Below are 17,545 nucleotides of genomic sequence, written 5' to 3' on the forward strand. Positions count from 1 at the left end.
CGGTAATACTCAAAAGGGTTCAGATTCGTGCGAATAAAGGTATTAAAACAGTTAAGGTTCTTTTTAAATTGTTAAGGAATTTATGAGTGGATTTGATTAACCTGGTATTTACCGAATAGAAGACTTTCTATGATCTGAAGCCAAAACTGTAAATAATATTGGCAAAAACTCAATTTGAACAAATTAAGAATAGAATTGCATAATAAAAAAGACAGTTAATTTTAGGCCATTTTCTACTGTGGAAATTGTAGTGATAAACAAAAAACCCCGTAAATCCTGGGATTTCGGGGTTTTTGTTTGAGTTTGGTACTCAAAAAGTGGAGTCGGAGGGGTTCGAACCCTCGTCCAAACAAGCAATTCAGATGCTTTCTACACGTTTAGTTTTCACTTAAATTGTCGGGAAAAAGTCTGGCCGAAAACTACCTAACTTCTTCCGTATCCTCAATTAGATTTTAGAACTGCATCAAGGTCCTACAGTTCCTATATTTACTTTATCGGTGCCCCTAATGCGAATGCCGTAAATCAAGGCCTTCGCGGGACATCTTGGCTCCCTGTCTTACAGGGACTAAGCAATCCTACTGTGATTCGGATTATGCAGCCAAGGCGTAGTTATCTTCGCCGTTTAAAAAAGTGTGAAATATGAGATTTACGAGCTATATCCCAGCGCTCGACGTGCTTACAACTCAATTAGACTCGCTGTCAAAACCAAGTCGACCCCATAAATAAAGAACATTATTATTTCCGCAAAGGCGGAAATCCAGTCAGTTTTTAGCTGATCTGAGCCTGCAAAGATACAATTTTAAATTCATACCTTTGAAAGGCATTCATAAAAGAACAAAACCCATACCAGAAATGATAAAATTTGCACTGATTAAAGAAGAAAAAACGCCACCAGACCGTCGCGTAGTTTTTTCGCCTAATAAACTAAAAGAACTCGTAAAAAAGTTTCCGGAAGCTAATTTTAAAGTGCAAAGTTCTGATATTCGTATTTTTACAGATCAGGAATATCGCGATGCCGGTTTTGAAGTTTCTGAAGATGTTTCAGATTGTGATATTTTACTGGGTGTAAAAGAAGTTCCGCTACCGGCGCTAATTCCGAATAAAAAATACTTTTTCTTTTCCCATACCATTAAAAAGCAACCTTATAACCGCGATTTGCTTAGGGAAATTCTAAAAAATAATATCGAATTATACGACCACGAGGTAATTGTTAATCAAAAGAATCACCGGCTTATTGGTTTCGGCCGATATGCGGGTCTCGTAGGAACTTACAATGGGTTGAGGGGAATTGGTTTAAAAGAAAATCTATATAATTTACCTAAAGTAGAATCTCTGCCAGATCTTGATGCCATGTTGGCAGAACTCGATAAAATTAAAATTCCGTCAATAAAAATATTACTAACCGGGGCAGGTAAGGTGGCCCGGGGCGCAAAAGAAATTTTAGATCATTTAAAAATCAGAGAGCTGGACGTGGAGGATTTTCTGAAATTTAAAGGAGAAGAGCCGGTATACTGCAATATAGATGTGCTTGATTATAATAAAAAGAAGGATGGCTCCGCGGGCAGTCATAAAGAGTTTTTTAAAGAACCTGGCAAGTACGATTCTAACTTTTTGCGTTTCGCGAAATGCAGTGATTTCTTTATATCGGGACACTTTTATGGAGATGGAGCGCCGGTATTTTTTACTGCTGAAGATGCAAAATCTAAAGATTTCCGAATAAAATATATAGCCGATATTTCTTGCGATATCAATGAGCCTATTGCCAGTACAATTAGACCTTCTACCATAGCTGAGCCTTTTTATGGTTACGATCCTGCAACTGAAGCCGAAGTAGATTTCCGCGAAAAAGAGAGTATCCTGGTTATGGCGGTAGATAATTTGCCTTGCGAATTACCAAAAGATGCCAGCGAAGGTTTTGGCGAAATGTTTATGGAACATGTGATCCCGGCTTTCTTTAATAATGATAAAAATGGAGTCTTAGCCCGAGCGCAGATGACTCAAAATGGCAGGTTAACTTCAAAATTCAGTTATTTACAGAATTATGTAGACGGAGTGTAGATTCTGTTTATAAGAATTTCTAAAATAAGACAGCTTAAAAGTCCTAGTAGGTAAGCAACCAAATCCCAAACCGAAAAACTGCTACCTAGTATTATCATTATAGGTTTGGGTGGCTGGTATTGGAGTAATTTTACGATATCAATGAGCTGGAGAAATTCTATTTTAAAGGAGAATATCAGAACAATAAATAGGCTTTTATAAATAGAGAATCGGCTTATTCCCATGAGAAAGCAATAAAGCATTATTACCACCAGGAAATCCCCAAGGTAAGGTCTTATAAAATCATCTTTTATAAAGCTGGCGATAAGAATTTCAATAATTAACAGGGAGAAAAAGCCAATGAGATAGTTTTTTCTGCGATTTCGGTTAAGTTTAAAGATGCTCAATTTTTAATTCTTTAGATTCCTCATTTTTCTTGCGTGGTATATGCATTTTGAATGTCCAGCGATTTGATCTCTTCTTGATATTCTGAAGGTAGGATCAGCGATTTAAGAAGTCCGTCTATTTTTATAATTCTGCTAATTTTATAAATAGGGATCACCGGGTTTAAGAAAGAAAACTTACGCAAATTTAAATAGTTACGAACGCTAACGGGAGTAATAAGGCTTTGTGTTTCCATTAATAGCCTGTAACGCATTAACCCCAGGTGTTTGCGGTACTGTTGGTAAAGGTCTTTGGTATATTCTCCATACTTAAGGTTTTGCTCCAGGTGTTCCTGCCGCATCTTTTCAAATTCGTGGAAATTCTTTGGTAGATATTTTAAATTCATTCTTTTACCTACCCTAAAAAAAACATCAAAAACTTCTTTTTTTTCAGAAAGTTCTAGCTTGCGTTCCAGGATTTCAAAAGACCTGATAGAATAATCTATAAGCATAAAAAGCACGTCCCGGTAAGCCCAGTCTGGAATATTTTTTCCGCGTTTATTTTCCAGCGAAGCGTGAATAGAATTTATATGATCTATTGCCTTAAGTGCCGACGATTTTTCAGCAAAAACTATTTCCCGGGCATAGGAAACCGTTGAGAAAAGCCTGCCAAGCGGATCTTGAGGTAAACGGCCGGTATAATAAAGCCAGTCTACAGCTTTATTGAGCGCAAACTCTGCCGAAGCCCCGGCGAAAATAAAGAGAATGGTATCACCCTTTCCCCAAATTTCGCGAACTATAGAGTTTTTATTTACAAAATATTGCATTAAGCGATTTTAAAATATTGTTCTGATAGTTTTTTTAACTTCCGGCAAAAGGAGTTCCAAAAACACCAACAGCAAGTTCTGCCCAGATCATAAAAAATACTGCAAGAATAATTCCACCGATTATAAGTCGGTTTTTACTGCTGGAAACCTTTCTCAACACAAGGTCAATTCCCAGCCCGGTAACCAGGAGTAAAATTCCCATAATAATAAAATCTGAAACAGTCCAAACCACTTCACTGCTAAACTGCATCGCGATAAAGGGGATCAATAAAAGTGCTCCCACGATAATTAGGATAATTAAAAATCGGTTAGTTTTCATAATAATAAATTTGATTGATAGTTATTTTAAGTACTTTGAATTTCAAAGTTGAATGATAAAAAAATAGGTTTATCCTTATTGCCTCTGTTGCTTTAATAAGTTTTCAATGGCGTCTATATGTTTCTGAAAATCCTTTCGGCCGGTTTTAGTGGCACTGTAGCGTGTATTTGGTTTTCGGTCTATAAAAGATTTTTCTACCGTTACATAACCTTTCTTTTCCAGGGCTTTAATATGGCTCGCAATATTACCATCGGTAACTCCCAGGAGTTCTTTTAGGCTTGTAAAATCAGCATATTCATTTACCATTAATACACTCATTATTCCCAGGCGTACCCGGTGATCAAAAGCTTTATTTATATCACTTATAATATTTTTCATTAAGCATTTTTTCTGTCATACTTATTGTACATCCAGATACCGTAGGCAATATGAAAAAATCCGAAACCAACTGCCCAAAAATATAATCCGTAGCTCAAAAACTGGGTTGCAATAAGGCCCAGGACTAAATTTGAATACCCTAAACTTCTAAGATCGCCAAAAGTATATTTGCTGGCATGAATAAGGGCAAGCCCGTAAAAAATAAGCATAGAGGGAGCTATAAGTCCTATAAGATTATATTGCAAAAGGATTAAACAGAAAATTCCACCTGATGTTAAAGGAGCAAAAAAATTGATAAGTAATCGTTTGCTGGTGCTATCCCAGCTTTTTTCGTTTGTTTTTTTAGCTTTCCTGGTGGTTAGAAAAACCGCCGTACCAATAGCCAGAAGAAGAACAGCAAGAGCTAATAAAAATAACTGCGTCAATATTTTCGCGTCCATTGAAGCCGGGCTCAGCGAATCTATGGCTGAATTATGCCCATCCAATAAACCTTTTCCAACTATAGCTCCAATAATTGCATAGCCACCTGCAAAAACTCCCGCGAGCCCGCTTAGGGAAATAAATCGAGAAGAGCGGTTCATCATGTGCTTGATGTCGCTTAGGTCTTGAACATACTTTTCATTTTCCATTATAAAGTACTTTGAAATACAAAGTAAAATAAAAAACTTCAATTATTATTTAAAAATCATCAAAATATTAAATTGGCCTGTTTTTTTAATTTTTTTCCGAACTTTATCAAAAATCAGAAATATGATAAACCGAACTTTCTTCTTTTTACTGCTTTTCATTTTTACCGGAACTACTCTTTTTAGCCAGGAAGTAGAACTGATGAGTTACAATATTAAATATGCTAATGAAAATGATGGTGAAAATTCCTGGTCTAATCGCAAGAACCATATAACCAAACAAATTAAGTTTTACGAACCCGGGATTTTTGGAGTTCAGGAAGCTTTGGCGATTCAGTTAAAACATTTTGAATCTGAAATTAAAAATTATAAATATGTTGGAGTAGGGCGAGACGATGGGAAAGAAGCCGGTGAATTCAGTGCTATTTTTTATAATGCTGAAGAGTTTGAAGTGCTTGAAAATAATACTTTTTGGCTTTCAGAAACCCCTGATGAAATTTCGGTAGGATGGGATGCTGCGATGGAAAGGATTTGTACTTATGCAAAATTCAAAGAGAAAAAATCGGGAACAGTATTTTGGGTTTTCAACACCCATTTTGACCACGTTGGGGAAAAAGCCAGGGAGAACAGCGCAAAACTTATTTGGGAGAAAATTTCAGCATTAAATAAAGAAAATCTGCCGGTGATTTTAATGGGTGATTTAAACCTGGAACCCCATACTGGCGGAATAAGATTTTTAATGCGAAAAATGAATGATTCTAAAGCGGTGGCTAAACTCGATTTTGGACCAGAAGGTACTTATAACGGTTATAATTTTAAGGAATCCGTAACTCGAAGAATTGATTATATTTTTACTTCAGATGAGATTGAAGTTAAAAAATATGGCGTTTTGAGTGATTCCAAAGATCTAAAATACCCCTCAGACCACCTGCCTGTTTGGGTGGAAGTTGATCTTAAATAGACCCATTTCTGGAGATATTTTTTAAACTTTTTCTCTATAATCTATTCTTAAAAATTCGTCATCCTAAACCAGGTTACAGGATGACGAATTTTATTAGAACTATTTAGAAATCCATAAAGGTACTTCGGGGTTTTTTCCGAATAATTCTTCGGTTACACTTCCAACTAACAGGCTGGAAATATTATTCGCACCTTTATCGGCCACAATTAAAATATCAACGTTATTTTTCTTTGCACATTCCAATAAATTACTGGCCACACTGGCATCCCTGCCGGGAATAATTAAGGGAGTCACTTCGCCTTCGTAATCTAATTTGCTAAGAAATTTATCTCCTTTTTCCCTGGCGTGTTTTTCAATTTTCGGCGCCATTGCTTCTTTAGGAACATAAGGTGAAAATTGCACCGGTACCGAATATACATGTGCCGCAGTTACAGGAGCCGAAGTAGCCTTCTGAAGCATTTGAGCTATTGGAAAGATTTTTCGAGATTCACGGGAAAAATCGGTTCCCGCCCAAATTGTTTTTATTTCTGGATGAAAGTCCCGTGGAACAGAGAGAATATCGCATTTTAAAAGACGCAGCAATTTGTTGCTTACAATTCCGGTTCCTTTTTTTCTATTCTTGTTTCCAACCATCACCAGGTCTATATAATATTTATTGGCGATATAATTTATCAAAGATTCTGTATAAGGGTCTTCCGAAATAAGAACTTCCCATTCTGCCTTACTATTAAAATGGGTTTCTACTTTTTCATTGAGTTCGTCGCCAATTATCTCATCAAGATTTACATCTTTCATTTGTTCATCAAAAAGCGAAGAAATCTCATATTTCTTAATATTATGTACAAAATATACCTTTTTAATTTTTAGCGTCTCCGATAAGAATGAAGCATATTTTATAACTGAATTATCAATGTCTGAAAGGTCTAAGGCAACCAGAATGTTGGTGAATTTTTCCATAATGCCTGTTTTTTAGTTTTGGTTATTTTTTTTCCCGAGGTTTCTTTTCTTAACAATATCATTCACGATATCTTCATAATTTTCCATCTCCTTTTGTTCTTTTTTATCCTGCATTTCTACCAGGTCTTCTTTTAAACCTTTGTAGAGAGAGTAGCACATAATAAGCAGAATAACAGCAAAGGGTAATCCCGTAACTATGGTTGCGGTTTGGAGCGCTTGTAGCCCGCCACCAATTAATAAAACTGCGGCTACAGTTCCTTCGGTAACTGCCCAAAAGATTCGCTGACCTTTTGGTGCATCTATTTTTCCTCCAGAAGTTAAACTATCAATTACCAAAGATCCAGAATCTGATGAGGTAATAAAAAAGCCGGCAATTAAAATTACTGCTACTACATTTATTACCATAGAAAGCGGGTAATCTTCAAAGAAAACAAATAGGGCAGTGGCAATATCATCGTTAACGGCGTCTATTATACTCATATCCCCACCAAGCGCTTCCTGGATTGAAACACTACCAAAGGCTGAAAGCCAGAAGAAAGTTACTAAAGAAGGTACTAATAATACCCCTAACACAAATTCTCTAATGGTTCGTCCTTTAGAAATACGGGCGATAAACATCCCAACAAATGGCGACCAGCCAATCCACCAGCCCCAGTAAAACACAGTCCAGTCGTTTTGCCAGGAGCTATTAGTGAAAGTTTCACTCCAGGTAGAAATTTCAATAAAATTGAAAAGATAACTTCCGGTATTTTCAACAAAAGATCTAAAAATAAAAACGGTAGGACCAAGCACTAAAGCCAGGCCAAGCAAAAGCAAGGCAACCCGCATATTCCATTCACTAAGAAATTTAACGCCTTTATCTACCCCAAGAACTACTGAAATTGTGGCAATAAGCGTAATTCCAGCAATCAATAATACTTGTGTAGTAATTCCGCTGGGAATATTGAAAACGTGATCTAAACCAGAGGCAATTTGCTGAACCCCGAACCCCAGCGATGTAGCTAAGCCAAATAAAGTAGCTAGAACCGCAAAAATATCTATTGCATCTCCAATTTTTCCATAGATTTTATCTCCAAGGAAAGGATAAAAAATAGAACGTATAGTTAGTGGCAAACCTCGAGTGTATGTGAAATAAGCAAGTGCCAGGCCAACTAAGGCATACACTCCCCAGGCGTGAAAACCCCAATGTAAAAATGTGAAATTCATAGCTTCCTGCGCGGCAGCTGCAGTTCCTGGTTCACCGGTTGGAGGTGCTGTAAAATGCATTACAGGTTCGCCCACACTAAAGAATAACAGCCCAATTCCCATCCCTGCGCTAAACAGCATGGCAAACCATGAGAGGGTTTTAAATTCGGGTTTGGCATTTTGGCCACCTATGCGCATCTTCCCAAATTGCCCGAGGGCCAGGTAGACCAGGAAAACCAGGAATATATTTACACACATGATAAAAAACCAGTCGGCATTATTGGCAACCGCGGTTTGAATATCTGCAAAAATAGTTTCTGCCTGTTTTTCAAAAATGAGGGTAAGAGCGATGCTTACAATAATTATAAAGGATGAAATAAAGAAAACGGGACCGTTTACTTCTAATCCAAAAATTGACTTTTTCTCATCGCTTCTGGTAACTTTCTTTGCCATATAAGTGGTTTTCAGAAATTAAATTAAAAATAGTAGCCTATGTTGATGTTGAATCTTGCTTCCCATTTTGCATCAGGGTTACCGACTGCAAAATCGTCTACAAAATTACCTCCCAACCAGGAGTGATTATAACCGGCGGCGTAATCTATATAAGTATAAACCTGCCCGGCGGTAACCAGTACTCCTGTAACGTTCATATAAGAATCAGTAAAACTGCTCTTATGTTTTTGCATATAACCAAAATCGTTATAGAATTCCAAATTAGAAACGGGCCCCAGGTTTACAGGGATATTTCTTGAAATTGCCAGGGAATATAAATTAAAGTCGGCAGCAACTTCATAAGGTGCGCCATAAGCACCAAAACTTAAAGCTTCCCTGCTTTCTCCTTCGGCATTAATTGGATTATGCGAAGCGGTTAAAGCCTGGGCTTTTAAATTCCAACGATTTTGAGTGATTTCGTAATGCGCGGCCAAACCGTAATGGTTTCCGGTTTCCTGAGTGTCTAAATTATATAGGCCGCCATATTGTGCCGAAACGCCTAATCTATTAGCAGTCTTATCCCCAAATTTATAAACAAATTTCCCGTTAAATTGATTTATTTCTTTGTTTCTGCCTACAACGTCATAAGAATATCTACTGGTAGAAGATTCGGTATCACTGCCAAATCGCAATTCTTCCGAATTTTTAAAGAAAGCAAAGTGATATTCATATTTCTCCCCGGCGTGAATATATTTTATGCCCATATCGTGATCGTCTTCCAGCCCCATATAATAGGTTAAATTAAAGAACCAGTTGTGGGAATTATATTGCTGAATACCAAATGGAACCTGGGTAAGGCCAATTTGAATTTCGTCTATATCATTAAATTTATATCCCATCCAGCCTTGCTTCATTACGCCACCGCCAAAAGCGTCAGAATATAATCTATATTCAGCATTTAAGTAAACCTCTTTATATTTTGCATTGAAGTTTACTCTAAAAATATCGTAACCAAAATCACCACCACGGTTTTTTTGTCCGTCTTTCCAGGAAGAAAGGTTGTAATTATAACGAAGCGCACCACCAACAGATACTTCTGGTTCTTCCTGCGCAGTTAAAGGAGCTACTAAAAATATACAGAAAATAGCTAAACAGAATTTCCAGGTAAATACACCTTTCGAAATAGGTTGTTTTTGCATTAAGGTTTAGGTTGGTTGAATTTCAAATTAACTTAATTTAAAACGGAAACTCTTAATAATGAATTAGATTAACTTTTATTTAATTAAATATAACAGCTGTTAAGAGAGCTATAGGTTTTGTTTACTAGCAGGAGATAATTAAAGCTATGGACAATAAATGCCCTCCAGCAGCTTTAAAATATAAAAGATTGCAACTGAAGAAAAACAACCTTAAATTTTGATAATTTTATTAAATAGGGTAGTGCAATAACAATCACACCCAAGACATATGACCGGGTGTTTTGATAAAATAAGTGGTAAGTAGAACGACATCCACCTTGGACTTAAAGAAATTTTTATAAGCTATTTACCGTTTTTTTTATTGCAACTAAATTACCTAGTAATTTCTCTAGGTAATTAAGATCTAGCATATTGGCGCCGTCACTTTTAGCGTTAGCCGGGTCAAAATGAGTTTCTATAAACAGGCCATCTACTTTATTTACTATTCCTGCGCGGGCAATAGTTTCTATCATTTCTGGTCTGCCCCCGGTAACACCGCTGCTTTGGTTGGGTTGTTGGAGAGAATGAGTAACATCTAAAACGGTAGGAGCAAATTCACGCATAGTGGGAATTCCCCTAAAATCTACAATCATATCCTGGTAACCAAACATAGTCCCACGATCGGTAACCATAACCTGCTCGTTATTGCAATCTGTTACTTTGGTAACCGCGTGTTTCATACTTTCAGGACTCATAAATTGTCCTTTTTTAAGATTAACCACTTTTCCGGTTTCTGCGGCGGCAACTACTAAGTCTGTTTGCCGCACCAAAAATGCTGGGATTTGGAGAATATCTACATATTCAGCAGCCATTTTTGCGTCGCTTATTTCGTGAATATCGGTTATAGTAGGGATCTCAAAAGTTTCAGAAACTTTTCGAAGAATTTTTAAGGCTTTTTCATCTCCAATTCCTGTAAAACTATCAATTCTGCTGCGATTAGCTTTTTTAAAAGATCCTTTAAAAACGTAGGGAATTTCCAGTTTATTGGTTATTTCAACTACTTTTTCAGCTATTCTCAGCGCCATTTCTTCCCCTTCAATTGCACAGGGCCCGGCTAGTAAGAAAAAATTGTTAGAATTAATATGTTTTAACTGCGGAATCTTTTCAAGTTTCATAAAATGGGAATTAGGAAAGCAAAGATAACAGAATTAAGCGGGTGTTACAATTCAAAAAATAAGTGTTTTCCCGAGTTTAATTTTCTACTTACTACATTATACGTAAGAACTATTTGTTGTAATTTCCCGTGGTAATTTTTAAAATATGGAGCTGCAACATTTGCTAATTTCTGAACTACAACACGAAGTTGTGCTTACCGAAAAATTTTTGAAACGTATTCCTGCCGATAAATTGGAATGGCGACCACATAAAAAATCAATGAGCATAAAGCAATTGTCGAATCATCTTGCTGAAATTCCAAGTTGGATAACCGCTACTATGGAAATGGACGAAATGGATATGGTTGGTTATAAATCTCCAGATTTTGATAGTATTGAGGAAATTCTTGAAATATTGCAGAATAATACCTCTGAAGCCGAAGCTGCTTTAAGAAAACCGGATAGTGAATACGAGAAAAACTGGAAAATGATGCAGGATGGCAAAGTGTTAATGGATATGCCTAAATATTCTGTTCTTAGAATGATGGTTCTTAATCAATTGCCACACCACAGGGCGCAATTGGGCGTTTATTTTAGATTACTGGATATACCGGTGCCGGCCACTTATGGGCCATCAGCCGACGAAAATTAAAAGATCAATTTTAAATTCTTAGCTTTGCAAAAAATTTAGCTATGCAAGGATTAAAAGAACAGTTCAGTAATTATTATACCCCTAAGCGTTTACTTATCAACGCACTAATAATGACGGCTGCTACCATTTTCTTTATCTATCAAAGACCCGAAGAGCCTTTGTTAGGTGTTGGTTTCGGAACAATTGCGGCTATTTATTTTGGTTTTTTCGTTTATAAAAAGCTAAAATCTACTTCCTGATTTTATTAAATTGCATTTTCAAAATTAACCTTTTGAATATCAGCTAATTTGCTTCTATATTTTTTATTTTGAATTAGTCGCCTCAGATACTTGTATCTTTAAAATTAGCCGTACATTTGCAGCCTTAAAAATGAGGCGCTTATATGACAGCTATTAAAAACATCGCGATTATCGCGCACGTAGACCACGGTAAAACTACCCTGGTAGACAAGATTATGTATCACTGCCGTTTGTTCAGGGACAACCAGAACACCGGAGATCTTATCCTGGATAACAACGATCAGGAACGAGAACGTGGTATTACTATTACTTCTAAAAACGTATCGGTAGTCTATAAAGACACCAAAATCAATATTATTGATACTCCTGGTCACGCCGATTTTGGTGGGGAGGTAGAGCGAGTATTAAATATGGCCGATGGGGTTCTATTATTGGTAGATGCCTTTGAAGGTCCAATGCCGCAAACCCGTTTTGTGTTGCAAAAAGCTATAGACCTTGGTTTAAAACCTTGCGTTGTAGTGAATAAGGTAGATAAACCAAACTGTACTCCAGATGAGGTGCACGAAAAGGTTTTTGACCTTATGTTTGAATTAGGTGCTGAAGAATGGCAGCTTGATTTCCCAACAGTTTACGGTTCAGCGCTTAATAACTGGATGAGCGACGATCCAGATGTAAAAACAGATAATATTGAACCGCTTCTTGATATGGTACTGGAACACATTCCATCGCCTAAAGTACAGGAAGGTTCTCCTCAAATGCTTATTACTTCTTTAGACTTTTCTTCTTTTACAGGAAGAATCGCTATAGGTAGATTACAACGTGGGCATTTAAAAGAGGGAATGCAGGTTTCATTAGTGAAGCGTGACGGGAGTATAAAAAAGACAAGAATTAAAGAACTTTTTATTTTTGAAGGTTTAGGCCGTAAAAAAGTAGACGAAGTTCAACCAGGTGATATTTGTGCTATTGTTGGTCTTGAAGGTTTTGAAATTGGTGATACTATTGCTGATATTGAAAACCCCGAAGGACTTAAAACCATCGCTATAGATGAGCCTACAATGAGTATGCTTTTCACCATTAACGATTCTCCTTTCTTCGGAAAAGATGGAAAATTTGTGACTTCAAGGCATATTAAAGAAAGACTTACCAAGGAATTAGAGAAAAATCTTGCCCTTAGGGTAAAGGAAACCGATAGTGCCGATAAATTTTTGGTTTATGGCCGTGGGGTAATGCACCTTTCTGTACTTATTGAAACAATGAGAAGAGAAGGTTACGAGCTTCAAATTGGACAGCCACAGGTAATTATCAAGGAAATTGATGGTGAAAAATGTGAGCCGGTTGAAGAACTAACTATAGATTTACCTGAAGAAGTTTCAGGAAAAGCTGTAGAAATGGTAACGATGCGAAAAGGAGAAATGCTAAGCATGGAAACCCGTGGCGAACGTATGATCATACAGTTTATGATTCCTTCGCGAGGAATTATAGGTTTGCGTAATCAGTTGCTTACTGCTACTGCAGGTGAAGCGATTATGGCTCACCGTTTTAAAGAATATCAGCCGTTGAAAGGTGGAATTCCACAGCGTCAAAACGGTTCTTTAATTTCTATGGAACGCGGAAAAGCAATTCCTTATTCTATTGATAAATTACAGGATAGAGGGAAGTTTTTCGTAGATCCGGGAGAAGAAATTTATGAAGGCCAGGTAATTGGTGAAAATTCCCGTCAGGATGATATGGCGGTAAATATTACCAAAACCAAAAAGCTTTCTAACGTACGTTCTTCTGGTGCCGATGATAAAGCGAAGATTGTACCTGCACTTAAGTTCTCTTTGGAAGAAGCCTTAGAATATATTCAGAAAGATGAGTATGTTGAGGTTACTCCAAGTCACTTAAGGTTGCGTAAAATTTATCTTACCGAAAACGAGCGTAAGAGAAATAAAATAGTTTAATCACTCAACTTTAAAGAGTTTGTTTGCTAATTTTCAAAAGGCGTCATGCTGAACTTGTTTCAGCATCTAATAACTTAGAACCTGAAACGAGTTCAGGTTGACGTTAAAAGAGAATTTTCAAACAAACTCTTCTTTTTTATATGGAATTCCTGGGAATTAGTCTTACTGAATGGATAGGTTATCTAGCCTCCTTTTTTGTAGCGATTTCTTTCTTTATGAAGAATATCATAAAGCTTAGAATTGTAAATAGCCTGGGTTGTGTCTTTTTTATTGTCTACGGAGTTTTAATAGATTCCTGGCCGGTAATTATTACCAACGCGGTAATTGTTTGTGTAAATTTCTATTACCTTTTTATCAATAAAAAACCGCACAGGGTAAAAGCTGATGAAGTTCAGCCTTAAACCGATTTTTGAACAACTTCAAAAACACGTTGCCCGTCACATTTTAAAGTTTTTGAAGGATATTTAAGCAGTAAAGCATAATCGTGCGTAGCCATAAGAATGGTATTCCCATTTTTGCTAATTTCCTGAAGTACTTCCATAACTTCTACTGAAGTTTGCGGGTCCAGGTTTCCGGTAGGTTCATCGGCAAGAATAAGTTCAGGGTCGTTTAAAAGAGCACGTGCAATAGCTACCCGTTGCTGCTCCCCGCCAGAGAGTTGATAAGGAAATTTAAATCCTTTAGATTTCATTCCTACTTTATCTAAAACCTCGTCAATTTTAAGATCCATTGCTTTTTGGTCTTTCCAGCCGGTTGCTTTTAGTACAAAAAGTAAATTGTCTTTTATATTTCTATCGGTTAACAATTTAAAATCCTGGAAAACAACACCAAGTTTTCGTCTTAAAAAAGGAATATCTTTTTCCTTAAGTGTACGCAAATTAAAGTCTACAATAGTTCCCTCACCTTCGGTAAGTGGTAAATCGCCGTAAAGTGTTTTCATAAAACTACTTTTTCCGGTTCCGGTTTTACCAATAAGATAAACAAAATCGCCTTTGTTTATGTGTACATCTACTTCAGATAAAATAAGGCTTTCACGCTGGTAAATAGCAGCGTTATTTAATTTCAAGACGGTATTAGACATAAAGTTTTAGGCTTTTCTTCAGTGTAAAAATATCGGTAAATATACATTTTTCAAAAGGCGCGGGTTTACTTTTTTTTACATTAACATAATTATCACTTTATATCGGCGTTAATAAAGCAAGGTTTAAATTATCTTTGAATACTCAACTTAAAAATCAATAAATGACACCTAACAAAATTTTACTGTTTGTTGTTTTAATTTTCTTCTCTTTTAAAGGAATTTCTCAGCGATCGGCTAACTATACCCACGATCTCGCTGAATTTAACAAAGCTCTTGAACTTTATAATAATCAGCAATTTTTGGCTGCCCAAAACTTGTTTGATGAAGTAAAAGAGCAAACCGATGACGAGAAAATTGAAGGAGATTGTGCTTACTATATTGCCAATGCGGCCGTAAGGTTAAACCAGCCCGGTGCAGACCGGTTAATGGAGCGCTTTGTAAGTCGTTATCCCACCAGCACAAAAACTAATTCGGCTTATTTGGATGTAGCCGATTATTATTTTCAAACCGGAAAATATTCCCTTGCCCGCAAGTGGTATGATAAAGTTGATGAAAAAAGTATGAGCAGGGCAGAAAGGGAACGCTATTATTTTAATAATGGCTACGCCTATTTTAGAGCTAAACAATACGACCAGGCGCGCACATATTTAGAAAGGGTTCGGGATTCGCAGGAGTTTGGTTCGCAGGCAAAATATTACATTGGTTATATGGCCTACGAGGGTGATGATTATGAGGAAGCCAATCAAAATTTTGAAGCGGTACGTAGTAACGATAGGTACAGTGAAGACCTTTCTTATTTCCAGGCCGATATGAACTTTAAACTGGGTAATTTCGAGGAAGCTATAAAACTGGCTAAAGAACAATTACAAAGTTCTAATCGTATAGAACGTTCGCAATTAAATAAGATTATTGGTGAAAGTTATTTCAACTTAGAGCAGTATGAAGAGGCGCTGCCTTATTTAAAAGAATATGATGGTGAACGCGGAAAATGGAATAATACCGATTATTACCAGTTGGGTTATGCTTATTACAAGCAGGGAGATTACGAAAAAGCAATCTCTGAATTCAATAAAATTATTGATGGAAAAAATGAGATTGCCCAAAACGCCTATTATCATTTAGCGCAATCTTATTTAGAATCTAACCAAAAACAGCAGGCTTTAAACGCATTTAAAAATGCCAGTGAAATGGATTTCAATTCTCAAATCCAGGAGGATGCGTATATGAATTATGCAAAACTCAGTTATGAGATTGGGAATAGTTATGAAAGTCCGTCGCAGGTTTTAATCAATTATATTGAAAAATACCCGGAATCTGAAAACCGGGAAGCCATGGAAAGTTTACTTATAGATTCTTTCCTTACTTCAGGAAATTTTGAGGAAGCAATGCGCTTGCTGGAAAACAATCGCAACTTTAGCGATAAACAAGCCTATCAAAAAGTAGCTTACTATTACGGACTTCAGTTATATGAAGAAGGTGATTATGAAAGAGCGATTAATAATTTTGAAAAAGCACTTTCTGAACCCAGAGATCAAAAAATTACGGCTAAAGCTACTTTCTGGAAAGCCGAAAGCGAATATAACATCAACCGAATTGATGATGCTATAATTGGATATCGTGAATTTTCAGGAATGAATGCCGCACAAGGCACCGATGAACTTGAAAATCTTGATTATAACCTTGGGTATGCATATTTTAAAAAGAATGAGTATGCAAGAGCAATAGAATATTTTAAACGTTATTCTGAAAACGGCGCGAACGAGGTTGCCCGTAGAAACGATGCTTTATTAAGATTAGGAGATACTTATTTTGTGAGCAGCCAGTACTGGCCGGCGATTGAAGCTTATAACAAAGCACTTTCGCTAAGTGGCGATAATGATTATGCCGCGTTTCAAAAAGCAATGAGCTACGGGTTTATTGATAGAAGAGACACCAAAATTTCTGACCTAAAAAGCTTTATAAATCAATATTCCCGTTCTTCTTTTAGAGACGATGCAATGTATGAATTGGGAAATACTTATGTTGCTGCAAATAATACTTCTGAAGCCTTATCTGCTTACGACAGGCTAATTAGAGAAGTGCCGCAAAGTGCATTTGTGCCCAAGGCAATGCTTAGACAGGCGCTTATTCATTATAATGCCGATAACGGAAACCGTGCTTTAGAAAGATTGAAAAAAGTGGTAAACGATTATCCTAACACACCTGAAGCTATGCAGGCCGTTTCTACAGCAAGAATGGTTTACGTAGATCTTGGCCGAACCGATGAGTATGCAAGCTGGGTACAAAATATAGATTTTGTTGAAGTGACAGATGCCGATTTAGATAATACTACTTACGAGTCTGCAGAAAATCAATATTTCAAGAATGAATATGACAGGGCGATTAGTGGCTTTGAAAATTACCTGCAACGTTTCCCTAATGGAATTCATTCTATAAACGCGAACTTCTATTTAGGACAAATGTATTTTAGAAATGGAAACAAGCAAAAAGCCGCTGCTAATTACCGGTCTGTAGCCGATAAGCCTAAAAATGAATTCACTGAAGATGCGCTTTCAAGACTATCTGAAATTTTACTTGAAAATAAAAATTACCGTGAAGCGGTAAGTTATTTAGAAAGATTAGAGAAGGAAGCGAGTTATGAACAAAATGTGATTTTTGCCCAATCTAATCTTATGAAATCTTACCTGGAATTAGACCAGCCAGGAAAGGCTGCAACTTATGCCGATAAAGTGTTGGCTAATTCAGAGTCAGATTCAGAGGCGAGAAACGATGCGCGTGTAATAGTGGCACGTGCTGCTTTTGCTTCCGGAAATATGAGTAAAGCAAAAAGTGCTTATTCAGAAGTTCAAAAAACTGCTAAAGGAGTATTTGCCGCTGAAGCTTTATATTACGATGCTTACTTTAAAAATGAAAGCGGAAATTACGAAGCTTCTAACGCAGCGGTGCAAATCCTGGCAAAAGACTTCTCTGGCTATAAACGCTGGGGCGCTAAAGGCCTGGTTTTAATGGCCGATAACTTCTACGAGCTGGATGATGCTTACCAGGCTACTTATATTCTGGAAAACGTAATCAATAATTTCTCTAATTATCCTGAAATTGTTCAGGAAGCTAAGCAGGAATTGTCCAGAATAAAGACAGAAGAAGCAAAAACCAATTCTTCGGTAGAAGCGAACAACTAATTCAACTTTCAATC

Annotated in this window: 17 protein-coding genes and 1 other RNA gene; 7 read left to right on the forward strand and 11 right to left on the reverse strand. The window is 36.8% G+C overall.

Annotated features, from left to right (window positions below; translation table 11 throughout):
* Positions 1 to 315: 315 nt before the first annotated feature.
* Positions 316 to 718: a transfer-messenger RNA gene (gene ssrA / locus AACZ30_RS02370) on the reverse strand.
* 134 nt (positions 719 to 852) lie between these two features.
* On the opposite strand from ssrA, the gene AACZ30_RS02375 reads away from it, so the two are divergent.
* Positions 853 to 2,058: an NAD(P)-dependent oxidoreductase gene (locus AACZ30_RS02375; RefSeq protein WP_339647554.1), complete on the forward strand. Its 1,206-nt coding sequence runs from the start codon at positions 853 to 855 to the stop codon at positions 2,056 to 2,058.
* Here AACZ30_RS02375 and AACZ30_RS02380 read toward each other — a convergent pair.
* The 5 genes from AACZ30_RS02380 to AACZ30_RS02400 form a co-directional block, all read right to left on the reverse strand.
* Entirely contained in the window at positions 2,040 to 2,444 is a 405-nt protein-coding gene (locus tag AACZ30_RS02380) for a DUF2809 domain-containing protein (RefSeq protein ID WP_339647556.1), read from the reverse strand. The genes AACZ30_RS02375 and AACZ30_RS02380 overlap by 19 nt on opposite strands.
* A 20-nt stretch (positions 2,445 to 2,464) precedes the next feature.
* Positions 2,465 to 3,247, reverse strand: a complete 783-nt coding sequence (locus AACZ30_RS02385) for an oxygenase MpaB family protein (RefSeq protein WP_093305084.1) — start codon at positions 3,245 to 3,247, stop codon at positions 2,465 to 2,467.
* A 34-nt stretch (positions 3,248 to 3,281) separates the two neighbouring features.
* Positions 3,282 to 3,566 (reverse strand): hypothetical protein, encoded by a 285-nt coding sequence (locus tag AACZ30_RS02390; RefSeq protein ID WP_075327643.1) that lies wholly within the window; start codon positions 3,564 to 3,566, stop codon positions 3,282 to 3,284.
* A gap of 75 nt (positions 3,567 to 3,641) precedes the next feature.
* The gene (locus tag AACZ30_RS02395) at positions 3,642 to 3,944 is read right to left on the reverse strand and encodes a transcriptional regulator (protein ID WP_075327642.1); all 303 of its coding nucleotides are present in this window, start codon (positions 3,942 to 3,944) and stop codon (positions 3,642 to 3,644) included.
* Complete coding sequence (locus AACZ30_RS02400) at positions 3,944 to 4,573, reverse strand: hypothetical protein (RefSeq protein WP_075327641.1); 630 nt, start codon at positions 4,571 to 4,573, stop codon at positions 3,944 to 3,946. The genes AACZ30_RS02395 and AACZ30_RS02400 overlap by 1 nt, the downstream gene beginning before the upstream one ends.
* Before the next feature lie 121 nt (positions 4,574 to 4,694).
* Here AACZ30_RS02400 and AACZ30_RS02405 point away from each other — a divergent pair, with 121 nt between their 5' ends.
* Entirely contained in the window at positions 4,695 to 5,531 is an 837-nt protein-coding gene (locus AACZ30_RS02405; RefSeq protein WP_339647566.1) for an endonuclease/exonuclease/phosphatase family protein, read from the forward strand.
* A gap of 99 nt (positions 5,532 to 5,630) precedes the next feature.
* Here AACZ30_RS02405 and AACZ30_RS02410 read toward each other — a convergent pair whose 3' ends face one another.
* The 4 genes from AACZ30_RS02410 to kdsA all read right to left on the reverse strand — a co-directional run bounded on the left by AACZ30_RS02410 (position 5,631) and on the right by kdsA (position 10,458).
* Complete coding sequence (locus AACZ30_RS02410) at positions 5,631 to 6,488, reverse strand: universal stress protein (protein WP_339647568.1); 858 nt, start codon at positions 6,486 to 6,488, stop codon at positions 5,631 to 5,633.
* A gap of 12 nt (positions 6,489 to 6,500) precedes the next feature.
* Positions 6,501 to 8,126, reverse strand: coding sequence for a BCCT family transporter (locus tag AACZ30_RS02415; protein WP_339647570.1), 1,626 nt, complete (start codon positions 8,124 to 8,126; stop codon positions 6,501 to 6,503).
* A gap of 23 nt (positions 8,127 to 8,149) precedes the next feature.
* The gene (locus AACZ30_RS02420) at positions 8,150 to 9,304 is read right to left on the reverse strand and encodes a hypothetical protein (RefSeq protein ID WP_339647572.1); all 1,155 of its coding nucleotides are present in this window, start codon (positions 9,302 to 9,304) and stop codon (positions 8,150 to 8,152) included.
* A 335-nt stretch (positions 9,305 to 9,639) separates the two neighbouring features.
* On the reverse strand, positions 9,640 to 10,458 hold the full coding sequence (gene kdsA / locus AACZ30_RS02425) for a 3-deoxy-8-phosphooctulonate synthase (protein WP_339647574.1): 819 nt from the start codon (positions 10,456 to 10,458) through the stop codon (positions 9,640 to 9,642).
* 145 nt (positions 10,459 to 10,603) lie between these two features.
* On the opposite strand from kdsA, the gene AACZ30_RS02430 reads away from it, so the two are divergent.
* The 4 genes from AACZ30_RS02430 to AACZ30_RS02445 all read left to right on the forward strand — a co-directional run bounded on the left by AACZ30_RS02430 (position 10,604) and on the right by AACZ30_RS02445 (position 13,672).
* Positions 10,604 to 11,089: a DinB family protein gene (locus AACZ30_RS02430; RefSeq protein ID WP_075327636.1), complete on the forward strand. Its 486-nt coding sequence runs from the start codon at positions 10,604 to 10,606 to the stop codon at positions 11,087 to 11,089.
* A 41-nt stretch (positions 11,090 to 11,130) separates the two neighbouring features.
* Positions 11,131 to 11,328: a hypothetical protein gene (locus tag AACZ30_RS02435; protein ID WP_093305072.1), complete on the forward strand. Its 198-nt coding sequence runs from the start codon at positions 11,131 to 11,133 to the stop codon at positions 11,326 to 11,328.
* Between the two features lie 143 nt (positions 11,329 to 11,471).
* Positions 11,472 to 13,271, forward strand: a complete 1,800-nt coding sequence (gene typA / locus AACZ30_RS02440; protein ID WP_075327634.1) for a translational GTPase TypA — start codon at positions 11,472 to 11,474, stop codon at positions 13,269 to 13,271.
* 140 nt (positions 13,272 to 13,411) lie between these two features.
* Entirely contained in the window at positions 13,412 to 13,672 is a 261-nt protein-coding gene (locus tag AACZ30_RS02445) for a YgjV family protein (protein ID WP_075327633.1), read from the forward strand.
* On the opposite strand, the gene AACZ30_RS02450 is transcribed toward AACZ30_RS02445, so the two are convergent.
* On the reverse strand, positions 13,669 to 14,352 hold the full coding sequence (locus tag AACZ30_RS02450; protein ID WP_339647580.1) for an ATP-binding cassette domain-containing protein: 684 nt from the start codon (positions 14,350 to 14,352) through the stop codon (positions 13,669 to 13,671). The two genes, AACZ30_RS02445 and AACZ30_RS02450, sit on opposite strands and share 4 nt — an antisense overlap.
* A gap of 161 nt (positions 14,353 to 14,513) precedes the next feature.
* Here AACZ30_RS02450 and AACZ30_RS02455 point away from each other — a divergent pair, with 161 nt between their 5' ends.
* Positions 14,514 to 17,531, forward strand: coding sequence for a tetratricopeptide repeat protein (locus tag AACZ30_RS02455; RefSeq protein WP_339647582.1), 3,018 nt, complete (start codon positions 14,514 to 14,516; stop codon positions 17,529 to 17,531).
* The last annotated feature ends 14 nt before the right edge of the window (positions 17,532 to 17,545 follow it).

The organism is uncultured Salegentibacter sp., assembly GCF_963972535.1.
Classification (GTDB): domain Bacteria; phylum Bacteroidota; class Bacteroidia; order Flavobacteriales; family Flavobacteriaceae; genus Salegentibacter.

Coding starts and splice junctions, on each gene's coding strand:
- AACZ30_RS02375 (WP_339647554.1), top strand. CDS start 853: ATGATAAAATTTGCACTGATTAAAGAAGAAAAAACGCCACCAGACCGT.
- AACZ30_RS02385 (WP_093305084.1), bottom strand. CDS start 3,247: ATGCAATATTTTGTAAATAAAAACTCTATAGTTCGCGAAATTTGGGGA.
- AACZ30_RS02390 (WP_075327643.1), bottom strand. CDS start 3,566: ATGAAAACTAACCGATTTTTAATTATCCTAATTATCGTGGGAGCACTT.
- AACZ30_RS02395 (WP_075327642.1), bottom strand. CDS start 3,944: ATGAAAAATATTATAAGTGATATAAATAAAGCTTTTGATCACCGGGTA.
- AACZ30_RS02400 (WP_075327641.1), bottom strand. CDS start 4,573: ATGGAAAATGAAAAGTATGTTCAAGACCTAAGCGACATCAAGCACATG.
- AACZ30_RS02405 (WP_339647566.1), top strand. CDS start 4,695: ATGATAAACCGAACTTTCTTCTTTTTACTGCTTTTCATTTTTACCGGA.
- AACZ30_RS02410 (WP_339647568.1), bottom strand. CDS start 6,488: ATGGAAAAATTCACCAACATTCTGGTTGCCTTAGACCTTTCAGACATT.
- AACZ30_RS02415 (WP_339647570.1), bottom strand. CDS start 8,126: ATGGCAAAGAAAGTTACCAGAAGCGATGAGAAAAAGTCAATTTTTGGA.
- AACZ30_RS02420 (WP_339647572.1), bottom strand. CDS start 9,304: ATGCAAAAACAACCTATTTCGAAAGGTGTATTTACCTGGAAATTCTGT.
- kdsA (WP_339647574.1), bottom strand. CDS start 10,458: ATGAAACTTGAAAAGATTCCGCAGTTAAAACATATTAATTCTAACAAT.
- AACZ30_RS02430 (WP_075327636.1), top strand. CDS start 10,604: ATGGAGCTGCAACATTTGCTAATTTCTGAACTACAACACGAAGTTGTG.
- AACZ30_RS02435 (WP_093305072.1), top strand. CDS start 11,131: ATGCAAGGATTAAAAGAACAGTTCAGTAATTATTATACCCCTAAGCGT.
- typA (WP_075327634.1), top strand. CDS start 11,472: ATGACAGCTATTAAAAACATCGCGATTATCGCGCACGTAGACCACGGT.
- AACZ30_RS02445 (WP_075327633.1), top strand. CDS start 13,412: ATGGAATTCCTGGGAATTAGTCTTACTGAATGGATAGGTTATCTAGCC.
- AACZ30_RS02450 (WP_339647580.1), bottom strand. CDS start 14,352: ATGTCTAATACCGTCTTGAAATTAAATAACGCTGCTATTTACCAGCGT.
- AACZ30_RS02455 (WP_339647582.1), top strand. CDS start 14,514: ATGACACCTAACAAAATTTTACTGTTTGTTGTTTTAATTTTCTTCTCT.